Annotated in this window: 18 protein-coding genes and 1 pseudogene; 11 read left to right on the top strand and 8 right to left on the bottom strand. The window is 74.0% G+C overall.

From position 1 onward, the window contains the following. Nucleotides 1-59 precede the first annotated feature (59 nt). Nucleotides 60-470, bottom strand: a complete 411-nt coding sequence (locus tag ACZ7DE_RS13760) for a hypothetical protein (RefSeq protein WP_470760683.1) — start codon at nt 468-470, stop codon at nt 60-62. An 84-nt stretch (nt 471-554) separates the two neighbouring features. Between ACZ7DE_RS13760 and ACZ7DE_RS13755 the strand changes: the two genes are divergently transcribed. Beyond that, the gene (locus tag ACZ7DE_RS13755) at nt 555-1,328 is read left to right on the top strand and encodes an MBL fold metallo-hydrolase (RefSeq protein ID WP_470760681.1); all 774 of its coding nucleotides are present in this window, start codon (nt 555-557) and stop codon (nt 1,326-1,328) included. Beyond that, nucleotides 1,325-1,954, top strand: coding sequence for a DedA family protein (locus ACZ7DE_RS13750; RefSeq protein ID WP_470760679.1), 630 nt, complete (start codon nt 1,325-1,327; stop codon nt 1,952-1,954). Before ACZ7DE_RS13755 ends, ACZ7DE_RS13750 begins: the two co-directional genes overlap by 4 nt. A gap of 124 nt (nt 1,955-2,078) precedes the next feature. Here ACZ7DE_RS13750 and ACZ7DE_RS13745 read toward each other — a convergent pair whose 3' ends face one another. From ACZ7DE_RS13745 to ACZ7DE_RS13735, 3 genes are all read right to left on the bottom strand, one after another. Then, nucleotides 2,079-3,128 (bottom strand): MBL fold metallo-hydrolase, encoded by a 1,050-nt coding sequence (locus ACZ7DE_RS13745; protein ID WP_470760677.1) that lies wholly within the window; start codon nt 3,126-3,128, stop codon nt 2,079-2,081. After that, entirely contained in the window at nt 3,125-4,300 is a 1,176-nt protein-coding gene (locus ACZ7DE_RS13740) for an aminotransferase class I/II-fold pyridoxal phosphate-dependent enzyme (RefSeq protein WP_470760675.1), read from the bottom strand. The genes ACZ7DE_RS13745 and ACZ7DE_RS13740 overlap by 4 nt, the downstream gene beginning before the upstream one ends. A 643-nt stretch (nt 4,301-4,943) precedes the next feature. After that, a complete protein-coding gene (locus ACZ7DE_RS13735) occupies nt 4,944-5,684 on the bottom strand; it encodes a hypothetical protein (RefSeq protein ID WP_470760673.1) in 741 nt (246 codons plus the stop codon). A 229-nt stretch (nt 5,685-5,913) separates the two neighbouring features. On the opposite strand from ACZ7DE_RS13735, the gene ACZ7DE_RS13730 reads away from it, so the two are divergent. Beyond that, complete coding sequence (locus tag ACZ7DE_RS13730; protein ID WP_470760671.1) at nt 5,914-6,702, top strand: IS5 family transposase; 789 nt, start codon at nt 5,914-5,916, stop codon at nt 6,700-6,702. Nucleotides 6,703-6,857: 155 nt separating this feature from the next. Beyond that, nucleotides 6,858-7,364 carry a DUF6624 domain-containing protein gene (locus ACZ7DE_RS13725; RefSeq protein ID WP_470760669.1) on the top strand — a complete coding sequence of 169 codons (507 nt, stop codon included), beginning with the start codon at nt 6,858-6,860 and terminating at the stop codon, nt 7,362-7,364. Nucleotides 7,365-7,439: 75 nt separating this feature from the next. Here ACZ7DE_RS13725 and ACZ7DE_RS13720 read toward each other — a convergent pair whose 3' ends face one another. Next, nucleotides 7,440-8,234 carry an RNA polymerase sigma factor SigF gene (locus ACZ7DE_RS13720; RefSeq protein WP_470760667.1) on the bottom strand — a complete coding sequence of 265 codons (795 nt, stop codon included), beginning with the start codon at nt 8,232-8,234 and terminating at the stop codon, nt 7,440-7,442. 267 nt (nt 8,235-8,501) lie between these two features. On the opposite strand from ACZ7DE_RS13720, the gene ACZ7DE_RS13715 reads away from it, so the two are divergent. From ACZ7DE_RS13715 to ACZ7DE_RS13705, 3 genes are all read left to right on the top strand, one after another. Beyond that, nucleotides 8,502-10,319 carry a thiamine pyrophosphate-requiring protein gene (locus tag ACZ7DE_RS13715; protein WP_470760665.1) on the top strand — a complete coding sequence of 606 codons (1,818 nt, stop codon included), beginning with the start codon at nt 8,502-8,504 and terminating at the stop codon, nt 10,317-10,319. 142 nt (nt 10,320-10,461) lie between these two features. Next, the gene (locus tag ACZ7DE_RS13710; RefSeq protein ID WP_470760663.1) at nt 10,462-10,842 is read left to right on the top strand and encodes a DUF2795 domain-containing protein; all 381 of its coding nucleotides are present in this window, start codon (nt 10,462-10,464) and stop codon (nt 10,840-10,842) included. Between the two features lie 229 nt (nt 10,843-11,071). After that, a complete protein-coding gene (locus tag ACZ7DE_RS13705; RefSeq protein ID WP_470760661.1) occupies nt 11,072-11,614 on the top strand; it encodes a type 1 glutamine amidotransferase domain-containing protein in 543 nt (180 codons plus the stop codon). Between the two features lie 188 nt (nt 11,615-11,802). Here ACZ7DE_RS13705 and ACZ7DE_RS13700 read toward each other — a convergent pair. Beyond that, nucleotides 11,803-12,060, bottom strand: a pseudogene (locus ACZ7DE_RS13700) (DUF6158 family protein); the annotation flags it as partial. A gap of 67 nt (nt 12,061-12,127) precedes the next feature. Between ACZ7DE_RS13700 and ACZ7DE_RS13695 the strand changes: the two are divergent. Further along, nucleotides 12,128-13,231: a baeRF2 domain-containing protein gene (locus tag ACZ7DE_RS13695; protein ID WP_470760659.1), complete on the top strand. Its 1,104-nt coding sequence runs from the start codon at nt 12,128-12,130 to the stop codon at nt 13,229-13,231. A 79-nt stretch (nt 13,232-13,310) separates the two neighbouring features. Here the strand turns inward: ACZ7DE_RS13695 and ACZ7DE_RS13690 are convergent, their stop codons facing one another. Both ACZ7DE_RS13690 and ACZ7DE_RS13685 read right to left on the bottom strand, forming a co-directional pair. After that, entirely contained in the window at nt 13,311-14,930 is a 1,620-nt protein-coding gene (locus tag ACZ7DE_RS13690) for an ABC-F family ATP-binding cassette domain-containing protein (RefSeq protein WP_470760657.1), read from the bottom strand. Nucleotides 14,931-15,010: 80 nt separating this feature from the next. Then, nucleotides 15,011-15,664: a histidine phosphatase family protein gene (locus ACZ7DE_RS13685; protein ID WP_470760655.1), complete on the bottom strand. Its 654-nt coding sequence runs from the start codon at nt 15,662-15,664 to the stop codon at nt 15,011-15,013. 70 nt (nt 15,665-15,734) lie between these two features. On the opposite strand from ACZ7DE_RS13685, the gene ACZ7DE_RS13680 reads away from it, so the two are divergent. The 3 genes from ACZ7DE_RS13680 to ACZ7DE_RS13670 all read left to right on the top strand — a co-directional run bounded on the left by ACZ7DE_RS13680 (nt 15,735) and on the right by ACZ7DE_RS13670 (nt 18,443). After that, nucleotides 15,735-17,264 carry a phosphatase PAP2 family protein gene (locus tag ACZ7DE_RS13680; RefSeq protein WP_470760653.1) on the top strand — a complete coding sequence of 510 codons (1,530 nt, stop codon included), beginning with the start codon at nt 15,735-15,737 and terminating at the stop codon, nt 17,262-17,264. A gap of 111 nt (nt 17,265-17,375) precedes the next feature. Next, nucleotides 17,376-18,197, top strand: coding sequence for a class I SAM-dependent methyltransferase (locus ACZ7DE_RS13675; RefSeq protein WP_470760651.1), 822 nt, complete (start codon nt 17,376-17,378; stop codon nt 18,195-18,197). A gap of 75 nt (nt 18,198-18,272) precedes the next feature. Beyond that, the gene (locus ACZ7DE_RS13670; protein ID WP_470760649.1) at nt 18,273-18,443 is read left to right on the top strand and encodes a hydrophobic protein; all 171 of its coding nucleotides are present in this window, start codon (nt 18,273-18,275) and stop codon (nt 18,441-18,443) included. Nucleotides 18,444-18,467: the final 24 nt, after the last annotated feature.

Here is an 18,467-nt window from a genome sequence, read left to right as displayed (position 1 = left end):
CCCCGACGCCCGTGGGGCCGTCTCCACCCTGTCATATCGCGGTGTCGGGCACCCCGTGACTACCGCCCGTCGTAGCCGGCCGTCGGCATCGACAGCCTGCGGTGCACCCGGGCCTTCATCTGCGCGTCATAGGCGGGCTCGGCGCTGCCGACCGTCTCCACCCGCACCCCGCGCCGCGCGCACTCCTCGGAGAACTCCTCGACCGACGACAGCGCGCTCTCCAGCACCCGTCGGCTCGGCGCGACGAACAGGTCGGCCCCGGGACGCACCCCGTCCCACAGCACACAGTGGTCGGCGCGCAGTCCGCGCACCAGCAGCTCGCGGCTGACGACGTAGCCGCGCTCCGCGGCCCACCGGGCGCACATCGCGTGCTGACTGCGGGAGTCCACCAGGAAGGGATCGTCGTCCAGTTCCTCGAGCGGCGTCAGACTCGCGATCGCCGTGACCCGCATGGCCCGCACCGGTCCCATGGCGTCCCCCTCACCTCCGGGTTTCGCCGCCGACCCTACTCCTGCCCGTAGGCTTCGGGGGAGTCGCGCGAAGGAGGCAAAGGGGTGCCGGTGGAGATCACGTGGTGGGGTCACGCGACCTGCATGGTCGAGGATTCGGACGTGCGTGCGCTCACCGACCCCCTGTTCGCCCGCCGCCTCGCCCACCTGCGCCGCCGCCGGGGGGCCCTGCCGCCGTCCGATGCCTGGCAGGCGGACGTGGCACTGGTCTCCCACCTGCACGCCGACCATCTGCACGTGCCCTCGCTGGCGCGCCTCGCGCCGGGCACGCGCCTGCTGGTGCCCCGGGGCGCTCCGCGCGCCGTGCCGGGGATTCGCCGCCTGCGCCACCTGCGGCTGACCGAGATGGCGCCGGGGGACGAGACGACCGTCGGCGACCTGCGGATACGGGCCGTGCCCGCGCGCCACGACGGGCGGCGGCTGCCGGTCGGCCGGCACCGCTGCCCCGCGCTCGGGTACGTCGTCGAGGGCGAGGCCAGGACGTACTTCGCCGGGGACACCGGCCTGTTCGAGGACATGGCCGAGGAGGTCGGGCCGGTCGACGTGGCGTTGCTGCCCGTGGGCGGCTGGGGTCCGCATCTCGGTGACGGGCACCTGGACGCGGGGCGCGCGGCCGAGGCCCTGCTCCGGCTGGCGCCGCGCAGCGCCGTGCCGGTGCACTACGGGACGTACTGGCCGATCGGTCTGGACGCCGTGCGCCCCCATGAATTCCATGCTCCCGGCGAGGAGTTCGTGCGCCTCGCGGCGGAGCGTGCGCCGGGGGTCGCGGTGCACCGGCTCGCGCACGGGGAGAGCGTGCGTCTCGAGGCCGCGCGGTGATCCTTCCGACGGGCGCGGCCGCCACGGTCATACCGACCGAGGCAACGCAACAGGCGCTCGGCTACCCGTCGCTGTTCCTGCTGGTGCTCATCGGGGCGCTGGTGCCGGTGGTGCCCACGGGGGCGCTGGTGAGCACGGCGGCCGTGGTGGCGTTCCACCAGAAGGCGCCGTTCTCACTGGCTCTGGTGTTCGTGACGGCGTCGCTGGCCGCGTTCTGCGGGGACGCGGCGCTGTACTGGCTGGGACGGCGCGGGATGCGGTCGAAGAACGGCTCGCGCTGGCTGGAGGCGATCCGCTCGCGGGCGCCCGAGGAACGGCTGGCGCAGGCCCAGGAGAAGCTCGCCGAGCACAACGTGGCCGTCCTGGTGCTGTCCCGCCTGGTGCCGGCCGGACGGATACCGGTGATGCTGGCCTGTCTGATGGCGAAGTGGCCGCTGCGCCGCTTCGCGCGGGGGAACCTCCCGGCCTGTCTGGCGTGGGCGGTGACCTATCAACTGATCGGGATCCTGGGCGGCTCGCTGTTCCCGGAGCCCTGGGAGGGCGTGGTCGCCGCGATCGCGCTGACCGTGCTGGTCGGGGCGGCCCCGAGCCTGTGGCGCCGGCTCAGGGGAACCCGGACCGCCTGAGTGCACGAGCAAAACCACCGTGCGAACGGAGCGCCCCGCCCCCGGCCGACGCGCAAGCCGGGCCCTCGGTGCGGCGCGTGGGCCCCCGTGGCGGCCTGCCCCGCCGGTCCCCTGGGGGTGGGGTTCACTCCAGTATCCGGGAGCCTCCGATCGGGAGGTCCCACAGGTCGTCCCGTTGCAGGCCTGCCTTCTCCCAGGCCGCGCGCACGCGTGTGAGGGGTTCGAGAACGGGCTCCGCGGACAGCACGAACGTGCCCCAGTGCATGGGCGCCATGCGCCGGGCGCCGAGGTCGAGGGCGGCGCGGACCGCCTCCTCCGGGTCGCAGTGGACGTCGCTGAGCCACCAGCGGGGGTCGTAGGCGCCGATGGGCAGCAAAGCCAGGTCGATGCCCTGATACCGCTGTCCGATGCGGGAGAACCAGTGGCCGTAGCCGGTGTCGCCGGCGAAATAGACACGCTGTCCGGCGGGGTCGGTGAGCACCCAGCCGCCCCACAGGGTGCGACAGGTGTCGACGAGACTGCGCTTGGACCAGTGGTGCGCGGGCACGAAGTCGAAGCGCACGCCGGACAGTTCGGCCGCCTCCCACCAGTCCAGCTCGGTGACGCGGGTGAACCGGCGGCGCAGGAACCAGCGGCCGAGCCCGGCCGGCACGAACACGGGCGTGTCGCGCGGGAGTCGGCGCAGCGTGGGCGCGTCCAGGTGGTCGTAGTGGTTGTGGCTGATGACGACGGCGTCCACGCGGGGCAGTTCCTCCCAGGGGACGCCCACGGGGGTGATGCGGGCCGGGGTGCCGAGGATGCGGCGGGACCAGACCGGGTCGGTCAGGACGGTCAGGCCACCGATGCTCACCACCCAACTGGCGTGTCCGGCCCAGGTGACGGCGACCGTGCGGGCGTCCACGCGGGGCACCGGGGCGGGCGCGACGGGCAGTCGGGGGAGGTCGGCGAGGCCTTCCTTGCCGGGCCGCACCGCGCCCTCGCGGGCGAACCGGGCGATGGCCTTGAGGCCGGGCAGCGGCGAGGTGAGCCGGTCGTGGAAGCTGCGCGGCCATGCCCGCCGCTCCCCCGGCGGTCGGGGCGCGGCCGGCGGCGGCGCGAGCGGGGACGAGGGGATCGGGGCGTGGTCGTCCCGGGCGGCGACCGTGCCGGCTGCGGTCTCGGACTGCTGCGTCATCGAGGAGGCTCCCATCGCTGAGCGTCGTCACGGAGATCGTCGAAGACGGACCTCAAGAGCATCAACGCGCGTTGCACGTGCGGCAGTTCCAACGGTGTGGGTGAGGTGAGGCATTCCGCGGCCTGCGCGTCCGTGCCGTCCAGCAGCATGCCGGTGGACAGCCGCACGCGCAGTGCCCCGAGATCGTCCCCGAAGCGGTGACCGCCCGGCGCGGGCATGCCGAGCCGGGCGGAGAGGAAGTCCTCCAGTTCCTGGGCGTCGCCGACGCCGTGCACGGCCAGCGCCTCGCGCAGCGGGCTCAGGTCGGCGTACAGGTGGCGGCCGGCCCTGGGCGGCAGGGCCAGGCCGCCGGCGGCGACCACCGCGGCGTGCAGGGCGTCCGCCACGCACGCGTGCAGACGCACGGCGGCGGCCACGCGCGCGGTGACCGGCTCCGGCTCGCCCAGTGCGTAGGCGGCCGCGGCGGCCACGGGGGCGGCCACCCGGGCGTCGAGGGCGGTGAGCACGTCGAGCACGCGCGCGTGCAGTCCGTCGCCGACGGCGGAGGCGGGCAGCCGGGCGATCGCCGCCGGCCAGCCGGCGGGCAGCAGGGCGCCGGCGAGGTCGCTGACGACGGTGACCTGCTCGGGCAGCATCTCGGCGGGGCTGACCAGCACCGTCTCCTGCGGGGTGTGCAGCGTGTCGCGCCAGGTCTCGTCGCTGACCATGTGCAGGCCCTCGCCCGCGGCGGCCTCCACCGCCTCGTGCAGCACCTCGGGCGGAGCGACGGTGGCGGTGGGGTCGTCGGCGACGGACAGCACCAGCAGCCGCGGGTCCCCGCCCTCGGCGCGCACCCGACGCACGGTCTCCAGGAGGGCGTAGGGGTCGGGAACGCCGCCGCACTCGGCGGGCGTCGCCACATGGAACACGGGTCTTCCCAGCAGGCGCGCGTACGGCGCCCACCAGGCCGCGCAGGGCCGGGGCACCAGGACGTCGCCGCCGAGGGCGGCGGTCAGCGCGAGCAGCAGGGCGGGGGCGCCGGGGCCGGCCACGCACCGGCCCGCCTCGGCGGGGGCGCCGCGCCGGGACCAGTAGCCGCGTGCGGCGTCGAGAAGGGCGGGACCGCCGCCGACCGGCTCGCCATGGGCGCGGCCGGCGGCCTCGGCGAGGACCGAGGCGAGTTCGGGCAGCACCGGCAGTGCGTCCGGGGGGAGCGGCGGACCGTAGCGGACGGGGCCGTGATCGGGAACGGGCGCAGGGTCCGGGCCGTGCGCGCGGTCCGGGGCGTGCGCGCGGTCCGGGGCGGGCCCGTGGTTCTGGGCGGGCCTGGAGTCCTGTGCGGATCCGTGCCCCTGGGCGGACCCGGAGTCCTGTGCGGATCCGTGCCCCTGGGCGGACCCGGAGTCCTGTGCGGATCCGTGCCCCTGGGCGGACCCGGAGTCCTGTGCGGACCCGTGACCCTGGGCAGGCCCGGAGTCCCGGGCAGGCCCGTGACCCTGGACGGACCCGGGCTCCCGGGCGGGCCCGTCGCCCTGGGCCGGCCGGTGGTCCTCAGGTTCCGTCCGCCGCATCCCGTCCTCCGCGCTGTCCGTCCCCGGTGCCGTCCCTGGTGCGCTGCCGTCCCCGGCCGCGGGGACGGCGTCGCGGGGCGTGTGGTGCGTGACGTCCCGTGCGGGGCTCGGCGCTCCTGCGCGACCGGGCCCTCGTACGAGGCGGGCCGTGCTGGTGGGCCCCGAGTACCCAGGAGTGCCGGGCTCCATGACCGCCCGCTCGCGTTGCGCCGGTCACAGCGCTGGCCGGTGCGGGCCGGTGCGGACCCTGGGACCGGTTCGGGCGTCACCCGCGCCGTTCGCGACGGCGCAGCCGGTGCACGGCGGCGCCGAACGCCCCGGCGATCAGCAGCCCGCCGGCGGCCAGCGCGGGCACGGAGTCGGTGAAGGCGCCGCCCTCACCTGCCCGGACGCCGTGTTCGACGGTCGCCGGTGGGCAGGAGGCGGCCGGGGACGCGGCGCCGCGGGGTTGGGGCTCGGGCCGATCGCACGGCGGCGCCGTGGGGCAGGCGTCGGCGTGCGGCTGGGCGGCGCCCGGGGCCGGCGGACAGGGCCGGCCGGTGGCGCAGGACGCGCCCGGGGTCACGGGCGCGCACGGCGGCGCCTGGCCGCGCGCGACCTCCAGGGTGGCGCTCCAGGGCTTGCCCTGCCCGCCGGCCGGGGCCGGGCAGGTGCCGTCGACGGTCCAGGCGGCGTCCGCCCCGACCGCGTCCGGGCTCACCTCCAGGTCGGCGGCGGGCGCGATGTGGGCGGTGCCCTGGTAGGCGGCCTCGGCCTGGGCGTCGTCGCCGGGAACCCTGCTCAGCTTGACGGTGCCCTCGGCGAAGGCCTGCGAGGTGGCGTCGAGGCTCTCGGGCGCGGCGTCGGCGAGGGGACCGCAGGCGACGGACACCGTGACGCTGCCGCCGGGGGCGACGCTGCCCGGGCTGACCTCCGCCGCCGGGTCCGCGGACGCGGCCGGACCGACGGCGACCAGGACGGCACCGGCCACGGCGAGGGCGGAGAGGAAATGGGCGGTGCGACCCATGGGACGGCTCCTTCGGCCGGTGGCTGCGGGGCGGGGCGTTGCTGCCCCACAGCCATCACAGCCCCAGGGGGCGCGGGCCGCGCGCGGCCGGACGCCATTGGCGGGACGGGCGCCCCCATGCGGGTGACGTGCGGGTGGCGCACGGGGCACCGCCGCTCCCGTGCCGCGCGGCGGCGCCCTGGGGTCTGTCCGGCGGATCAAGTGACTTCTCGCGCTCCGGCACGTTGGCATGCTCATGAGGCGGGGAGATCTCACGAACGAGGAATGGGCCCGGCTGAAGCCGCATCTGCCCATGTCAGGGCAGCGCGGTGGGCGTTGGGCCGGCCACCGCAGGATCTTTAACGGGATTCTGTACCGGAACCGCACTGGGGTGCCGTGGCGGGATCTGCCTGTGCGGTTCGACAAGTGGAAGACCGTGTATGAGAGGCACAGGCACTGGTCGGCGGATGGCACGTGGGACAAGGTCTACGCGGCCGTCCTGGTCGACGCGGATGCCCAGGGCCGCATCGACTGGTCCATGGTGAGCGTGGACTCCACCACTTGCCGGGCCCACCAGCGCCGCCGGAGCAAGCAAGAAACCACCGCGAGTGCCGGGAAAAGACGCACGCCCCGGCAGCACCGCCTCGATGAGGAGCTCGGACGCTCCCGGGGCGGCCTCACCTGCAAGATTCACCTGGCCGGAGAAGGCGGGCGCCGCCCCCTGGCCCTGCTGATCACCCCGGGCCGGTGGGGCGACGCCCCGCAGCTCATCCCCGTCATGGAACGAATCCGTGTCGGCCGGCCCGGCGGCGGGCGCCCCCGCACCCGGCCGGACCACCTCGGCGGCGACAAGGCCTATTCCTCACCAGCGGGCCAACCGGCAACGCCGCGGCAGCAAGGGCGGACGGGCCCGCCGGCTTCGACAAGACGATCTACAAGCGCAGAAACGAAGTCGAGCGCACGATCAACGCCCTCAAGAACTTCCGGGCCGTTGCCACGAGGTTCGACAAGCGTGTCTACGTCTTCCAGGGCACCGTGACCGTCGCAGCGATCCGGCTCTGGCTCCGGGGGTAGATCCATTATCCCGGTGCGGCGGGGCGCCTGTCACCGTTCTCCGGAATGATCTTTACATCCGATTTGCACCTCTAGGCTTACGGGCGGATACAAACCACGGATCTGACCTGGGAGTTGAGAGTGGCGCACGACGTTGCCGCGCTGGCGGTGGAACTCACTGAGATGGCTGCGGCCGATCACGGGTCCGCAGTCCGCGCGAACAGCGATGACCCCGCCGAGCAGTTGGCGTGGCGGCGGCTGACCGCTCGGCACGGTGACCGGCTCAACGAGATCATGGAGGAGTACGGCTGGCCGACGGCGGAACTGGTCGGCGAGGAGGCCGCACGCGCGGCATGGCTCATCGCTCAGCATGCCGACCGGCAGCTCGACGTTCAGCGTCGCGCCCTCCATCTGATGCAGCAGGCGGTGTCGGCAGGCTCGGCCAGCCCGCGCGAGCTGGCCTTTCTGCGCGACCGCACGCTGGTCAATGAGGGACGCAAGCAGGTCTACGGCACTCAGATCGCCGGCGTGAAGGACGGGGCGCCGGTTCCGTGGCCCTGTGAAGAGCCCGAGCGCATGGACGAACTCCGTGCGGCAATCGGCATCGAGCCCTTCGACGAGTACGTCGCCAAGTTCTCCATGGCCTGACGCCCCCTTGCTGGTCGCGTCCGGTGGATCACTGCCCGGACTCATCTGTCGCGGACTTGATCCGCCGGACAGGCCCTAGGCCGCGTCGTTCATGATCTGTTCCCGCAACCGGTCACAGCACCGGTTGATCAGCCGGGACACGTGCATCTGCGAGATCCCCAGCTGCTCGGCGATCCGGCTCTGCGTCATGTCACCGAAGAACCTCATGTACAAGATCGCCCGCTCCCGCTCGGGCAGCGCGGCGAGCCGCGGCCTCACGGACTCCCGGTCGATGACGGTGTCCAGTGCCGGGTCCGCCGCGCCCAGCGTGTCGGTGAGCGAGTACCCGCTCTCGCTGCCGGGCTGCTCCGCGTCCAGCGACAGCGCGGTGAAGCTCTCCAGCGCCTCCAGCCCGGTGCGGACGTCCTCCTCGCTGAGCTGCGCGAACTCGGCGATCTCGGCGACGGTGGGCCGCCGGCCGGAGACGGTCTGGGCGAGCTCCTGTCCGGCGAAGCGCACCCGGTTGCGCAGGTCCTGGACGCGGCGCGGGACGTGCAGGGTCCACATGTGGTCGCGGAAGTGCCGCTTGATCTCGCCGGTGACGGTGGGCACCGCGTAGCTCTCGAAGGCGTTGCCGAGTTCCGGGTCGTAGCGGTCGACGGCCTTGACCAGGCCGAGGGCGGCGACCTGACGCAGGTCGTCGAGGCTCTCGCCGCGGCTGCGGAAGCGGCCGGCGAGGCGGTTCGCCATGGGCAGCCAGGCCTCGACGATCTGGGCTCGGAGTGTGTCGCGCTGGGGTCCCGGAGGCAGGGTGGCGAGCCTGCGGAATGCGTCGGCGGTGTCGGGGGCGTCGTCGTGCGGATGGCGTTGGGCGTTCGCTCGCTTCGGCATGGGATGTAGCAACTCCCTTGCAAGTGCTCTGGGTTGGCCGGTCACCGTGGTGCGGCAGCAGCCCGATCGGGCCTGCCGGGGCCCTCGAAGTCGGGGCCGCCACGGACGTGCCTCCGGTCCGAAGCACTGTGGCTGCGCCTGCCCCGGGTCCCCGTCCCCAAACCCCGGGGTACGCCCAGGTTTTCCGGCGGCCCCCGGGGTCACTCGTGCGGGTGCACGGCTCACGTCCGCATGTCCCGCGCATTTCCTCCCGGGGAGGTCCCGTTCATGACCGCAAAGGTCGCCGACCACGTGCTCAGACGGCTGCGCGAGTGGGGGGTGGAGCACGTCTTCGGATCTCCCGGCGACGGCATCGACCCGCTGCTCGCCGCGTGGGAACGCGCGAAGGACGCACCGTGTCTGGTGCGGTCGCGGCACGCAAAGACGTCCGCGTTGCAGGCGGTCGGCCACGCCAAGTTCGGCGGAGGTCTCGGGGTGTGCGCGGCGTCCTCCGGTCCCGGCGCGATCCAGCTCATCGAGGGCCTGTACGACGCGAAGCTGGACCGTGTGCCGGTCCTGGCGCTCGTCGGCCGGGTGCACCGGGCGGCGGGCGGCGACCCGCACCCTCAGGAGGTCGACGAGCAGACGCTGTTCAGGGACGTCGCCTCGGAGTTCGTGGAGACGGTGACGGACCCTCAGCAGCTGTCGGGAGCTCTGGACCGGGCGATCCGCACCGCGTACGCCCGCCGCTGCCCCGCCGTCGTCGTCATCCCCGCGGACGTGCAGGAACTCGCGTGCACGGCGCCCCCGCACGAGTCCGGTGCGGCGCCGGCCGGCGCGGACCGCGGCGACTGGACGCCGGTCCCGTCCCAGGAGTCGCTGGAGCGGGCCGCGGAGATCCTCAACTCCGGGGACAAGGTGGCGATCCTGGCCGGTCGGGGCGCTGCCGGGGCGCGCGCCGAGGTCGAGCGGATCGCCGAGCTGCTCGGCGCGGGCGTGGCCAAGGCGCTGCTCGGCAAGGACGTCCTCAGCGACGAACTCCCGTACGTCACCGGCTCGGTCGGCCCGCTGGGCACCCGCCCGTCCTACGAGCTGATGCGGGACTGCGACACCCTGCTGACGATCGGTTCCTCGTTCCCGTACCCGCAGTTCCTGCCGGAGTCCGGTCGTGCGCGGGGTGTGCAGATCGACATCGATCCCCGGATGGCCGGGATGCATTATCCGTACGAGGCGACCCTCGGCGGAGACGCGAAGGAGACGTTGCGCCGGCTGATCCCGTTGATCCGAGGCGAGGAACGCGGCCGCGAGTGGTCCGAAACCGTGTGCGACAACGTACGGCGCTGGCACGAGGTGCTGGAGCGCCGGGCGCGGCTGTCGGCCGATCCGATCAACCCGGAGCTGGTGGCCCACGCCCTGGACGCGCTGCTGCCGCCGGACGCGATCGTCACCTGCGACTCGGGCCCGGTGACGAGCTGGTACGCCCGCCACCTGACGATGCGGCCCGGCATGCGCGCCTCCCTCTCCGGCGCCCTCGCGGCGACGGGCTGCGCGCTGCCGTACGCGATCGGAGCGAAGTTCGCCCACCCCGACCGGCCGGTGATCGCCCTCGTCGGGGAGGGGGCGATGCAGACGAACGGGCTCGAGGAGCTGATCAGCGCGGCGGGGTACAGCCATCTGTGGCAGGACCCGCGGCTGGTCGTCGCGGTCTGGAACGACCGCGACGGGTGCCGGGAGGCCCGCGACCACGGCCGGGAGGCCCGGGAGACGGGTGCCGCGGCAGGCGACCCGTCCTTCCTGCCCGCGCGGCGGTCGCCCGACGTGCCGTACGCGGCGTTCGCCCGTTCGCTGGGGCTGACCGGGGTGCGCGTGGAGAGGCCCGAGGACGTGGAGACCGGCTGGCGCACGGCCCTGGCCGCGGACGGGCCGGCGGTCGTGGAGTTCCTCACCGACCCGACCGTGCCGCCGGTCCCGGCGCACGCCACCTGGGAGCAGATCGAGGCCGCGGCCGTGTCGGCCCTCAGGGGCGACGCCGACGGGGCCTCCGTGCTGCGGCAGGGCTTCCGGGCGAAGGTGCAGGAGTTCCTGCCGGGCGTGGACGGCAGGTAGGCCCGTCACGGGCCTACGAGGCGCGGCCCCGCCGCCGATGCGCGCAGGTCACGGCCGCTTCCGGAAGAGCTCGCGTCGATCCCGTGTCGGCCTGCCCTCCTCGGGTACGCGGGGGCCACCGCGAAGATCTGGAGGGAGAGACATGCAGCGAGGCAGTGACCGGCTGAGCGTGCACCGGGACGACGAGATGAAGCACGAACTGCAGGGCCTGCTGAGGTCCGGACACCCCACGCGCACGGAGGAGTGGCACGACCCCGAGCCGTCGGCCGAGGACGATCCCGCGGTGTGGGGCGGGCCGGTGGTGCCGGGGAACCCCCGGACGTCGCTGGCGACGGTGCGGCTGGAACTCGCCCGCATCCTCGGGCGCAGCTCCTTCCCCGCCGGACCGGGCGCCCTGGCCCTGGGCCTGCGCCGCAAGAACGCGTCGGACGCGCTCGTGGAGGCGGTGCGGCAGCTGCCGCACAAGGCCCGCTACGCCAACGTCCAGGAACTGGCCGAAGCGCTGGTCGGCAGTCGCGGCTGACGCTCCGGCCCCGGACCGCCCGGCCCGGACGCCAGGGCCGGACCGCCGGACCTGGACCGCCGGACCTGGAGCGCCGGGCCTGGCCGCCGGGAACGCGGCCGCCGGTCGTGGCGGCCCGGGGCCGGCGAGCACATGGCCGGCGCAGCAGAACCCGAAGGCCCTCCCCCGGTCAGCGTCACCGCGGGGAGGCTCCCACACGCCGATGACACGGAAAGGACGTTGAACCCGCATGCGCATCGCGTTTCTGACGGCGCCGGAAGGCGTCGAACAGGTCGAGCTCACCGAGCCCTGGCAGGCGGCGGTGGACGGGGGCCACGAGCCCGTCCTGGTCTCGACCGACTCGGGCAAGATCCAGGCCTTCAACCATCTCGACAAGGCCGACACGTTCGTGGTGGACGAGGTCGTCGGCGAGGCGTCCGCGGAGTCGTTCGGCGGGCTGGTCCTGCCGGGCGGGGTCGCGAACCCCGACTTCCTGCGCACCGACGACCGGGCGGTGGCGTTCGTCAGGGCTTTCTTCGAGCAGGGCCGTCCGGTCGCCGCGATCTGCCACGCCCCGTGGACCCTCGTCGAGGCGGACGTCGTACGGGGCCGCGTGCTGACCTCGTGGCCCAGTCTGCGGACCGACATCCGCAACGCCGGCGGCAGCTGGGTCGACGAGCAGGTGAGGATCTGCGACCACGGCCCCAACAAGCTCGTCACCAGCCGCAAGCCGGACGATCTGGCGGCGTTCTGCGAGGCGTACCTGAAGGTGTTCGCCGCCGAGGTCGCCTGAGGTGCTTCTTCGGCAGGCTCGGCTCCGGTGACGCGGCTCCGGCAGGCACGGCCACGACAGACACGGCTCCGGTGGGCTCACGCCCCGCCGGGGCCGTTCGCCGTTCCCGGCCCCCACTTGCCGACCGGCGTGCCCTCCGCGCCCGCGGTCCGCAGCCCGGCCGGACTCTGACGGGCCCGGCCCCCGTTCTCCCCGGCCGCCCGCTCCCTGGCCCCCTCGCGGGTGCGGCCCGGGGAGACGAAACGGCGGGGGTTGCGGCGCAGGTACTCCCCCTCCAGCTGGGCCATGCGGTCGTTGTGGGCGCGCAGGGCGTCGTTCGAGCCGTGCAGCAGGGTGTCGTGGCGCGTGCGGTGGATCGTCTCCAGCTCTCTCATCAGCTGCTGGTCGTCCAGCCGGCCCGGGTCGACTCCGGTCATGGTGGTGCCCCGCTCGTCGTGTTCGTTCATACGGTTCGGGTACCCGCCCGGGAAATCACTACCAGCACTACCCCCGAGCAGCATCCGGGAGGGAGCCATGGATCTCGCGTTTCTGCATCCACTGTACGAACATTCCGGCCCCTGGGCCTCCGTGTACGTCGACACCTCCCGCCACACGGAGAACACGCCTCACGAGCGTCACCTCACGGCCGCCGCGATGGCCCGCGAGCTGGCCCGGCAGGGCGCCGACGACGCCACCTGCCAGGCCGTCGGTCAGGCCGTCGACGATCTGCGGCACTCCTCCGAGCCGCACGGCCGGGCGCTGTTCGCCCGCGCCGGGAAGGTCGTCCTCGACCCGCCGCTGGCCCGCGCCCCGCAGGGCGACCGGGCCGAGTGGGCCCCCCTGCCGCGGGTCGCGCCGCTGCTGGAGCTCGCCGGTCAGGACCCGGTGTGCGTGGTGGCGTACGTCGACCGCAAGGGCGCGGCGTTCGAGCTGCGCAGCGCTCTGGGCCGGGAGGGGGCGGGCTCGGTCGCCGGCCGGCAGTATCCGATGCACCGCACGTCGACCGCGGACTGGTCCGAGCGGCACTTCCAGCTGAAGGTGGAGAACACCTGGGAGCACAACGCCGGGGAGATCGCCGAGGCGCTCGCCGGCTGCCAGGAGGAGACCCGTGCCGATCTGGTGGTCCTGGTCGGCGACGACCGGGAGCGGCGGGCCGTGCACGACCGGCTGCCGCAGCGTCTGCGCGACCGCGTGGTCGAGGCGCCGCACGGCAAGGGCAGCCGGCTGCTGGACGAGGACGTGGAGGCGGCCCGCGCCGAGCACTCGCGTCGGCGGACCGAGGCCGAACTCGAACGCTTCCTCGCCGCTCTCGCGCCGGACGCCGAGGGGCGCGCCGCGGCCGTGGAGGGCGTGCCCGCGCTGGTCGAGGCGGCGCGCGAGCACCGCATCGACGAGCTGCTGATCCGCACCGACGGCCCGGACGCCCACCGCGAGGTGTGGATCGGCGAGGACGCCGACCAGGTGGCGGTGCGCCGTACGGAGCTGAAGACGCTCGGCGAGCAGAACTCGTGGGCGGCCCGCGCGGACGACGCGCTGATCCGGTCGGCCGTCGCCACGGACGCGCCCGCGCTCGTGGTGCCCCCGGCCGAGGAGGACGCACCGGTGGGCGGACTCGGCGCCCTGCTGCGCTGGAAGTGACCGGCCGGGCGCGGCCGGCAGCCCCGCTGCGGAGCTGCCGGCCCCCGGCCGCCCGCCCCCACGGCGTCCGGGAGCGGGGTTACCTGGCCCGCTCCACTCGCCTTTCGTCCCAGACCGGCTCCGCGGTCTCCCGGACCCGGCCGTCGCTGCCGAAGACCAGGTACCGGTCGAAGGCGCGGGCGAACCAGCGGTCGTGGGTGACGGCGAGGACCGTACCCTCGAAGGCCTCCAGGCCCTCCTGGAGGGCTTCGGCGGACTCCAGGTCGAGGTTGTCGGTCGGCTCGTCGAGGAGCAGGGCCGTGACGCCTTCCAGTTCGAGCAGCAGGATCTGGAAGCGGGCCTGCTGGCCGCCGGAGAGCCGGTCGAAGGTCTGCTCGGCCTGCTGGGTCAGCTCGTAGCGGCGCAGCCGGGACATGGCCGCGCCGCGGTCCTGGGAGTGTTCGCTCCACAGGATGTCCAGGAGGGTGCGGCCGAGCAGCTCGGGGTGGGCGTGGGTCTGGGCGAAGTGCCCGGGCACCACGCGCGCGCCGAGCTTCCACTCCCCCGTGTGCGCCACGGTGTCACCGGCCAGCAGCCGCAGGAAGTGCGACTTGCCCGAGCCGTTGGAGCCGAGCACGGCGACCCGCTCGCCGTAGAAGACCTCCAGGTCGAAGGGTTTCATCAGGCCCGTGAGTTCGAGTCCCTGACAGGTGACGGCCCTCACCCCGGTGCGGCCGCCCTTGAGGCGCATCGTGATGTCCTGCTCGCGCGGCGGCTCCGGCGGCGGTCCGGCCTCCTCGAACTTGCGCAGCCTGGTCTGGGCCGCCTGGTAGCGGGAGGCCAGCTCATGGCTGATGGAGGCGGCCTGACGGAGGTTCAGGACGAGCTTCTTCAGCTGGGCGTGCTTCTCGTCCCAGCGGCGGCGCAGTTCCTCGAAGCGGGCGAAGCGCTCGCGCCGGGCCTCGTGATAAGTGGCGAACCCGCCGCCGTGCACCCAGGCGTCGGCCCCGGTGGGCGAGGGCTCGACGGAGACGATCTTCTCCGCGGCGCGGGAGAGGAGTTCACGGTCGTGGGAGACGAACAGGACCGTCTTGCGGGTCTCCTTCAGCCGCTCCTCCAGCCACCGCTTGCCGGGGACGTCGAGGTAGTTGTCCGGCTCGTCGAGCAGCAGCACCTCGTCGTTGCCGCGCAGCAGCGCCTCCAGCACGAGCCGCTTCTGCTCGCCGCCGGACAGCGTGCGCACGAGGCGGAACTGGGCCTTGTCGTACGGAACGCCGAGGGCGGCCGTGGTGCACATGTCCCACAGCGTCTCGGCCTCGTAGCCGCGCACCTCCGCCCAGTCGGACAGGGCCTGCGCGTACTGGAGCTGTGCCGCCTCGTCGTCGACGGTCATGATCGCGTGCTCGGCCTTGTCGACGGCCCGCGCCACCTCGCGGATGCGGGGCGGGGCGACGGACACCAGCAGGTCGCGGACGGTGGTCTCGTCGCGTACGGAACCGACGAACTGGCGCATCACGCCCAGGCCCCCGCTCACGGTGACGGTCCCGCCGTGCGGCTTCAGCTCGCCCGAGATCAGCCGCAGCAGGGTCGTCTTGCCGGCGCCGTTGGGCCCGACCAGCGCCACCACGGCCCCTTCGCCCACCCGGAAGGACACGTCGCCGAGCAGCGCCCTCCCGTCGGGGAGGTAGTACTCGAGGTGTGCGGCTTCCAGATGTCCCATGAGGACGCATTGTGCGGGCCGCCCGCGGGATGCGGCAAACCGTTATCGGCGCAGGCCGGGGAGGCGGCCGGTCGCTCCGGTCATCCGCCGGTGACCGGCTGCCCGGCCGGCCCGCCCTCACCGGCGGGCACGACCGTCGCGCCGGCCCAGGACAGGGCCTTCCAGCCGTCCGTGGGCGAGCCCTCCAGGACGACCGTGCCGGTGTTGGCGAGACGGTGGGAAGCGGCGAAGGGGACGTCGACGTTGCCGACGCGGGCGGCCGCCCAGGTGCGGATCGCGGCGCCGTGGCTGACCAGGGCGACGGTCTGCGCGCCGCTCGCCGCGGCCTCGGCGACCACGGCGTCGTAACGCGCGAGGAACTCGACGCCGTTCTCCCCGCCCGGCACGCGCAGGTCCACCTCGCCCGCCGCCCACGCGAAGACCGTCCGCATGTACAGCTCGCCGTGCGGCGAGTCGCCGGGCAGCATCTCCAGGTCGCCCGCGGAGATCTCCCTGATCCCGTCGCGGACGAGGACGTCGAGGCCGCGGGCGGCGGCCAGCGGGGCGGCCGTGAGCTGGGTGCGCACGAGCGTGGAGGCGTACAGCGCCTCGACGTCCTCGTCGGCGAGGGCCTGCGGCAGGGCGGCGGCCTGCCGCTCGCCGAGTTCGGTGAGACCGGGACCGGGGACGGCGGTGTCGAGGAGGTAGTTCACGTTCGCGGGGGTCTGGCCGTGGCGGACGAGCAGCAGGCGCATACGGTGACCCTCCGGTGTGTCGAAAGCCGTCTCCGCACAGGAAACGGCCACTTCAGGGTACCCGCAGCGCATGATTGCAGATGTCGATCTCACCGTCTTGAGGCCCGGTCGTCACGGCCTGCGCGACCGGCTGCTCTCCCTCGACCACCGGCTGTTCGAGTTCGCCGCGGAGCGCCATTGGCCGGCCGCCGAGCCGGTGCTGCCGCGGCTGAGCCGCAGCGCCAACCACGGCGTGCTGTGGTTCGCGACGGCGGCGGCGCTGGCGGCGAGCCGTACGCCCCGGGCCCGTCGCGCCGCGGCACGCGGGCTCGTCTCGCTCAGCCTGGCCTCGCTCGCGATCAACACGCTCGGCAAGCGCTCGGTGCGCCGGACCCGGCCCGAGCTGGATCCGGTGCCGCTGGTGCGGCGGCTGAAGCGGCAGCCGATCACGACGTCCTTCCCGTCGGGGCACGCCGCGTCGGCCGCGGCCTTCGCGGCCGGGGTCGCGCTGGAGTCGCCGGGGTGGGGCGCGGCGGTGGCTCCGCCGGCGTTCTCGGTGGTGATGTCCCGCGTCTACACCGGTGTCCACTTCCCCAGCGACGTGGTCGCGGGCGTGGCGCTCGGGGTGGGCGCCGCGTTCGCCGTCCGGGCCCTGGTGCCCACCCGCGCGCAGGTCGTGGTGCCGGCCAGGCCGCGCACCGCCGCTCCGGCGCTGCCCGACGGGGCGGGGCTGGTGGTGGTGGCCAACACGGCCTCCGGCAGCTCCGACCGGGTCCGGGCGCTGCGGGAGGCGCTGCCGCAGGCGGACGTCGTCCTGTGCGAACCGGGTGATGTGCGCGGGGAGTTGGAGAAGGCTGCGGCCCGCGCCCGGGTTCTCGGCGTGTGCGGCGGCGACGGCACCGTGAACACGGCCGCCGAGGTCGCGCTGCGGCACGGGCTGCCCCTGGCGGTGCTTCCGGGCGGCACGCTCAACCATTTCGCGTACGACCTGGGCGTGGAGGACGCCCGCGGTCTGAGCCGGGCGGTGCGCGGCGGCGAGGCCGTGCGGGTGGACGTGGGGCGGTTCGTCTGCGGCGACCGGGAGGGCGTCTTCCTCAACACGTGCAGTCTGGGGGTCTATCCGGAGCTGGTGCGCGAGCGGGAGCGCTTCGCGCCCCGGATCGGCACCTGGCCGGCCGGGGTGCTGGCGGCCTGGCGGGTGCTGCGCGCGGACCGGCATCCGCTGGAGGCCGAACTCGGCGGCCGGCCGCACCCGTTGTGGCTGCTGTTCGCGGGCAACGGCACCTATCACCGGATGGGCGTCGCCTCGGGCCGCCGCGTCGACCTGGCCGACGGGCGCCTGGACGTGCGGATCGTGCACGGGGGCCGCAGGCCCGCCCTGCGACTGCTCGGCGCCGCGGTGGCGGGGCCGCTGACCCGGTCGCCCGCGCACGCGGCGGTCCAGGTCGGCCGGCTGCGCCTGTCCGGCGTCGCCCCCGGCACGCTCCTCGCCCACGACGGCGAAGTCACCGAGGTCCAGGGCGAGGTGACGCTGGAGAAGCTGCCCACGGCGCTGACGGTGTACCGGCCCCTGCCGGACGGGACGGCAGCCGAGACGACACCCGAAATCCATTGGAACTGAGAGACCGTCAGTCCATATTTCAGGACGATCTGTCTCACCATACGGCGGGGGGCGTACCGTGGGGACACCGAAGACCGGTTCGTACCCGGTCCGTCGAGAAGGGGCAGAGCCATGCCGAAAGCGCGGGAGACCGCCGTCTACACGCACGGACACCACGAGTCGGTGCTGCGTTCGCACACCTGGCGGACCGCGGCCAACTCCGCGGCCTACCTGCTCGGTTCTCTCAAGCCCCACATGAAGATCCTCGACATCGGCTGCGGGCCGGGCACCATCACCGCCGACCTGGCCGCCCTGGTGCCCGACGGCCACGTCACCGGCGTCGACCACGCGCCGGACGTCCTGGAACAGGCCCGGGCCACGGCCGGGGCGCGAGGGCTGGCCAACGTCGACTTCGCGGTCGCCGACGTGCACGCCCTGGATCATCCCGACGACACGTTCTGCGTCGTCCACGCCCACCAGGTGCTCCAGCACGTCGGCGACCCCGTACAGGCACTGCGCGAGATGCTGCGAGTGACCAGGCCCGGCGGCTACGTGGCGGTCCGCGACTCGGACTACGCGGCCATGACCTGGTACCCGGCCTCAACCGGCATGGACGAGTGGCTGGACCTGTACCGGCGGGTCGCCCGCGCCAACGGCGGCGAGCCGGACGCCGGGCGACGGCTGAAGTCCTGGGCGCTGGCCGCCGGGTTCACCGACATCACGGCGACCTCCGCCACCTGGACCTTCAGCACGCCCGAGGAGCGGGCCTGGTGGAGCGGCCTGTGGGCCGACCGCACCCTGGCCTCGGCGTACGCGGAGGTCGCCACGCGGGGCGGACACGCCACGGCGGAGCGGCTGGGCGCCGTGTCGGAGGCCTGGCGGGAGTGGGGGCGGTGCGAGGACGGCTGGTTCAGCGTCCTGCACGGAGAGATTCTGTGCCGAAAGGGCGCCTGATCCGTGACCTAAATGAGATTGAAGCGCGAATGATTCACGGAATCCGGGAAACTCGCACAGCAGGAGGTTGAGACTATGGTTCCCGTCCTGCTGGTACTGCTGCTGGTGCTGATTCTTTTCGGTGCCGGATTCGCGGTGAAGTTGCTCTGGTGGATCGCACTCGCGGTTCTGGTCCTCTGGCTCATCGGATTCCTGGCGCGCGGAACCACCGCCTCGGGAGGCAGGGGCCGCTGGTACAGGTGGTGACCCGAGTAGTGACGAGGTGATGCC

The organism is Streptomyces sp. NPDC037083, assembly GCF_055606485.1.
Note: the sequence above shows the minus strand (reverse complement) of the source record. Positions and strands in the feature narration are given on the sequence as shown.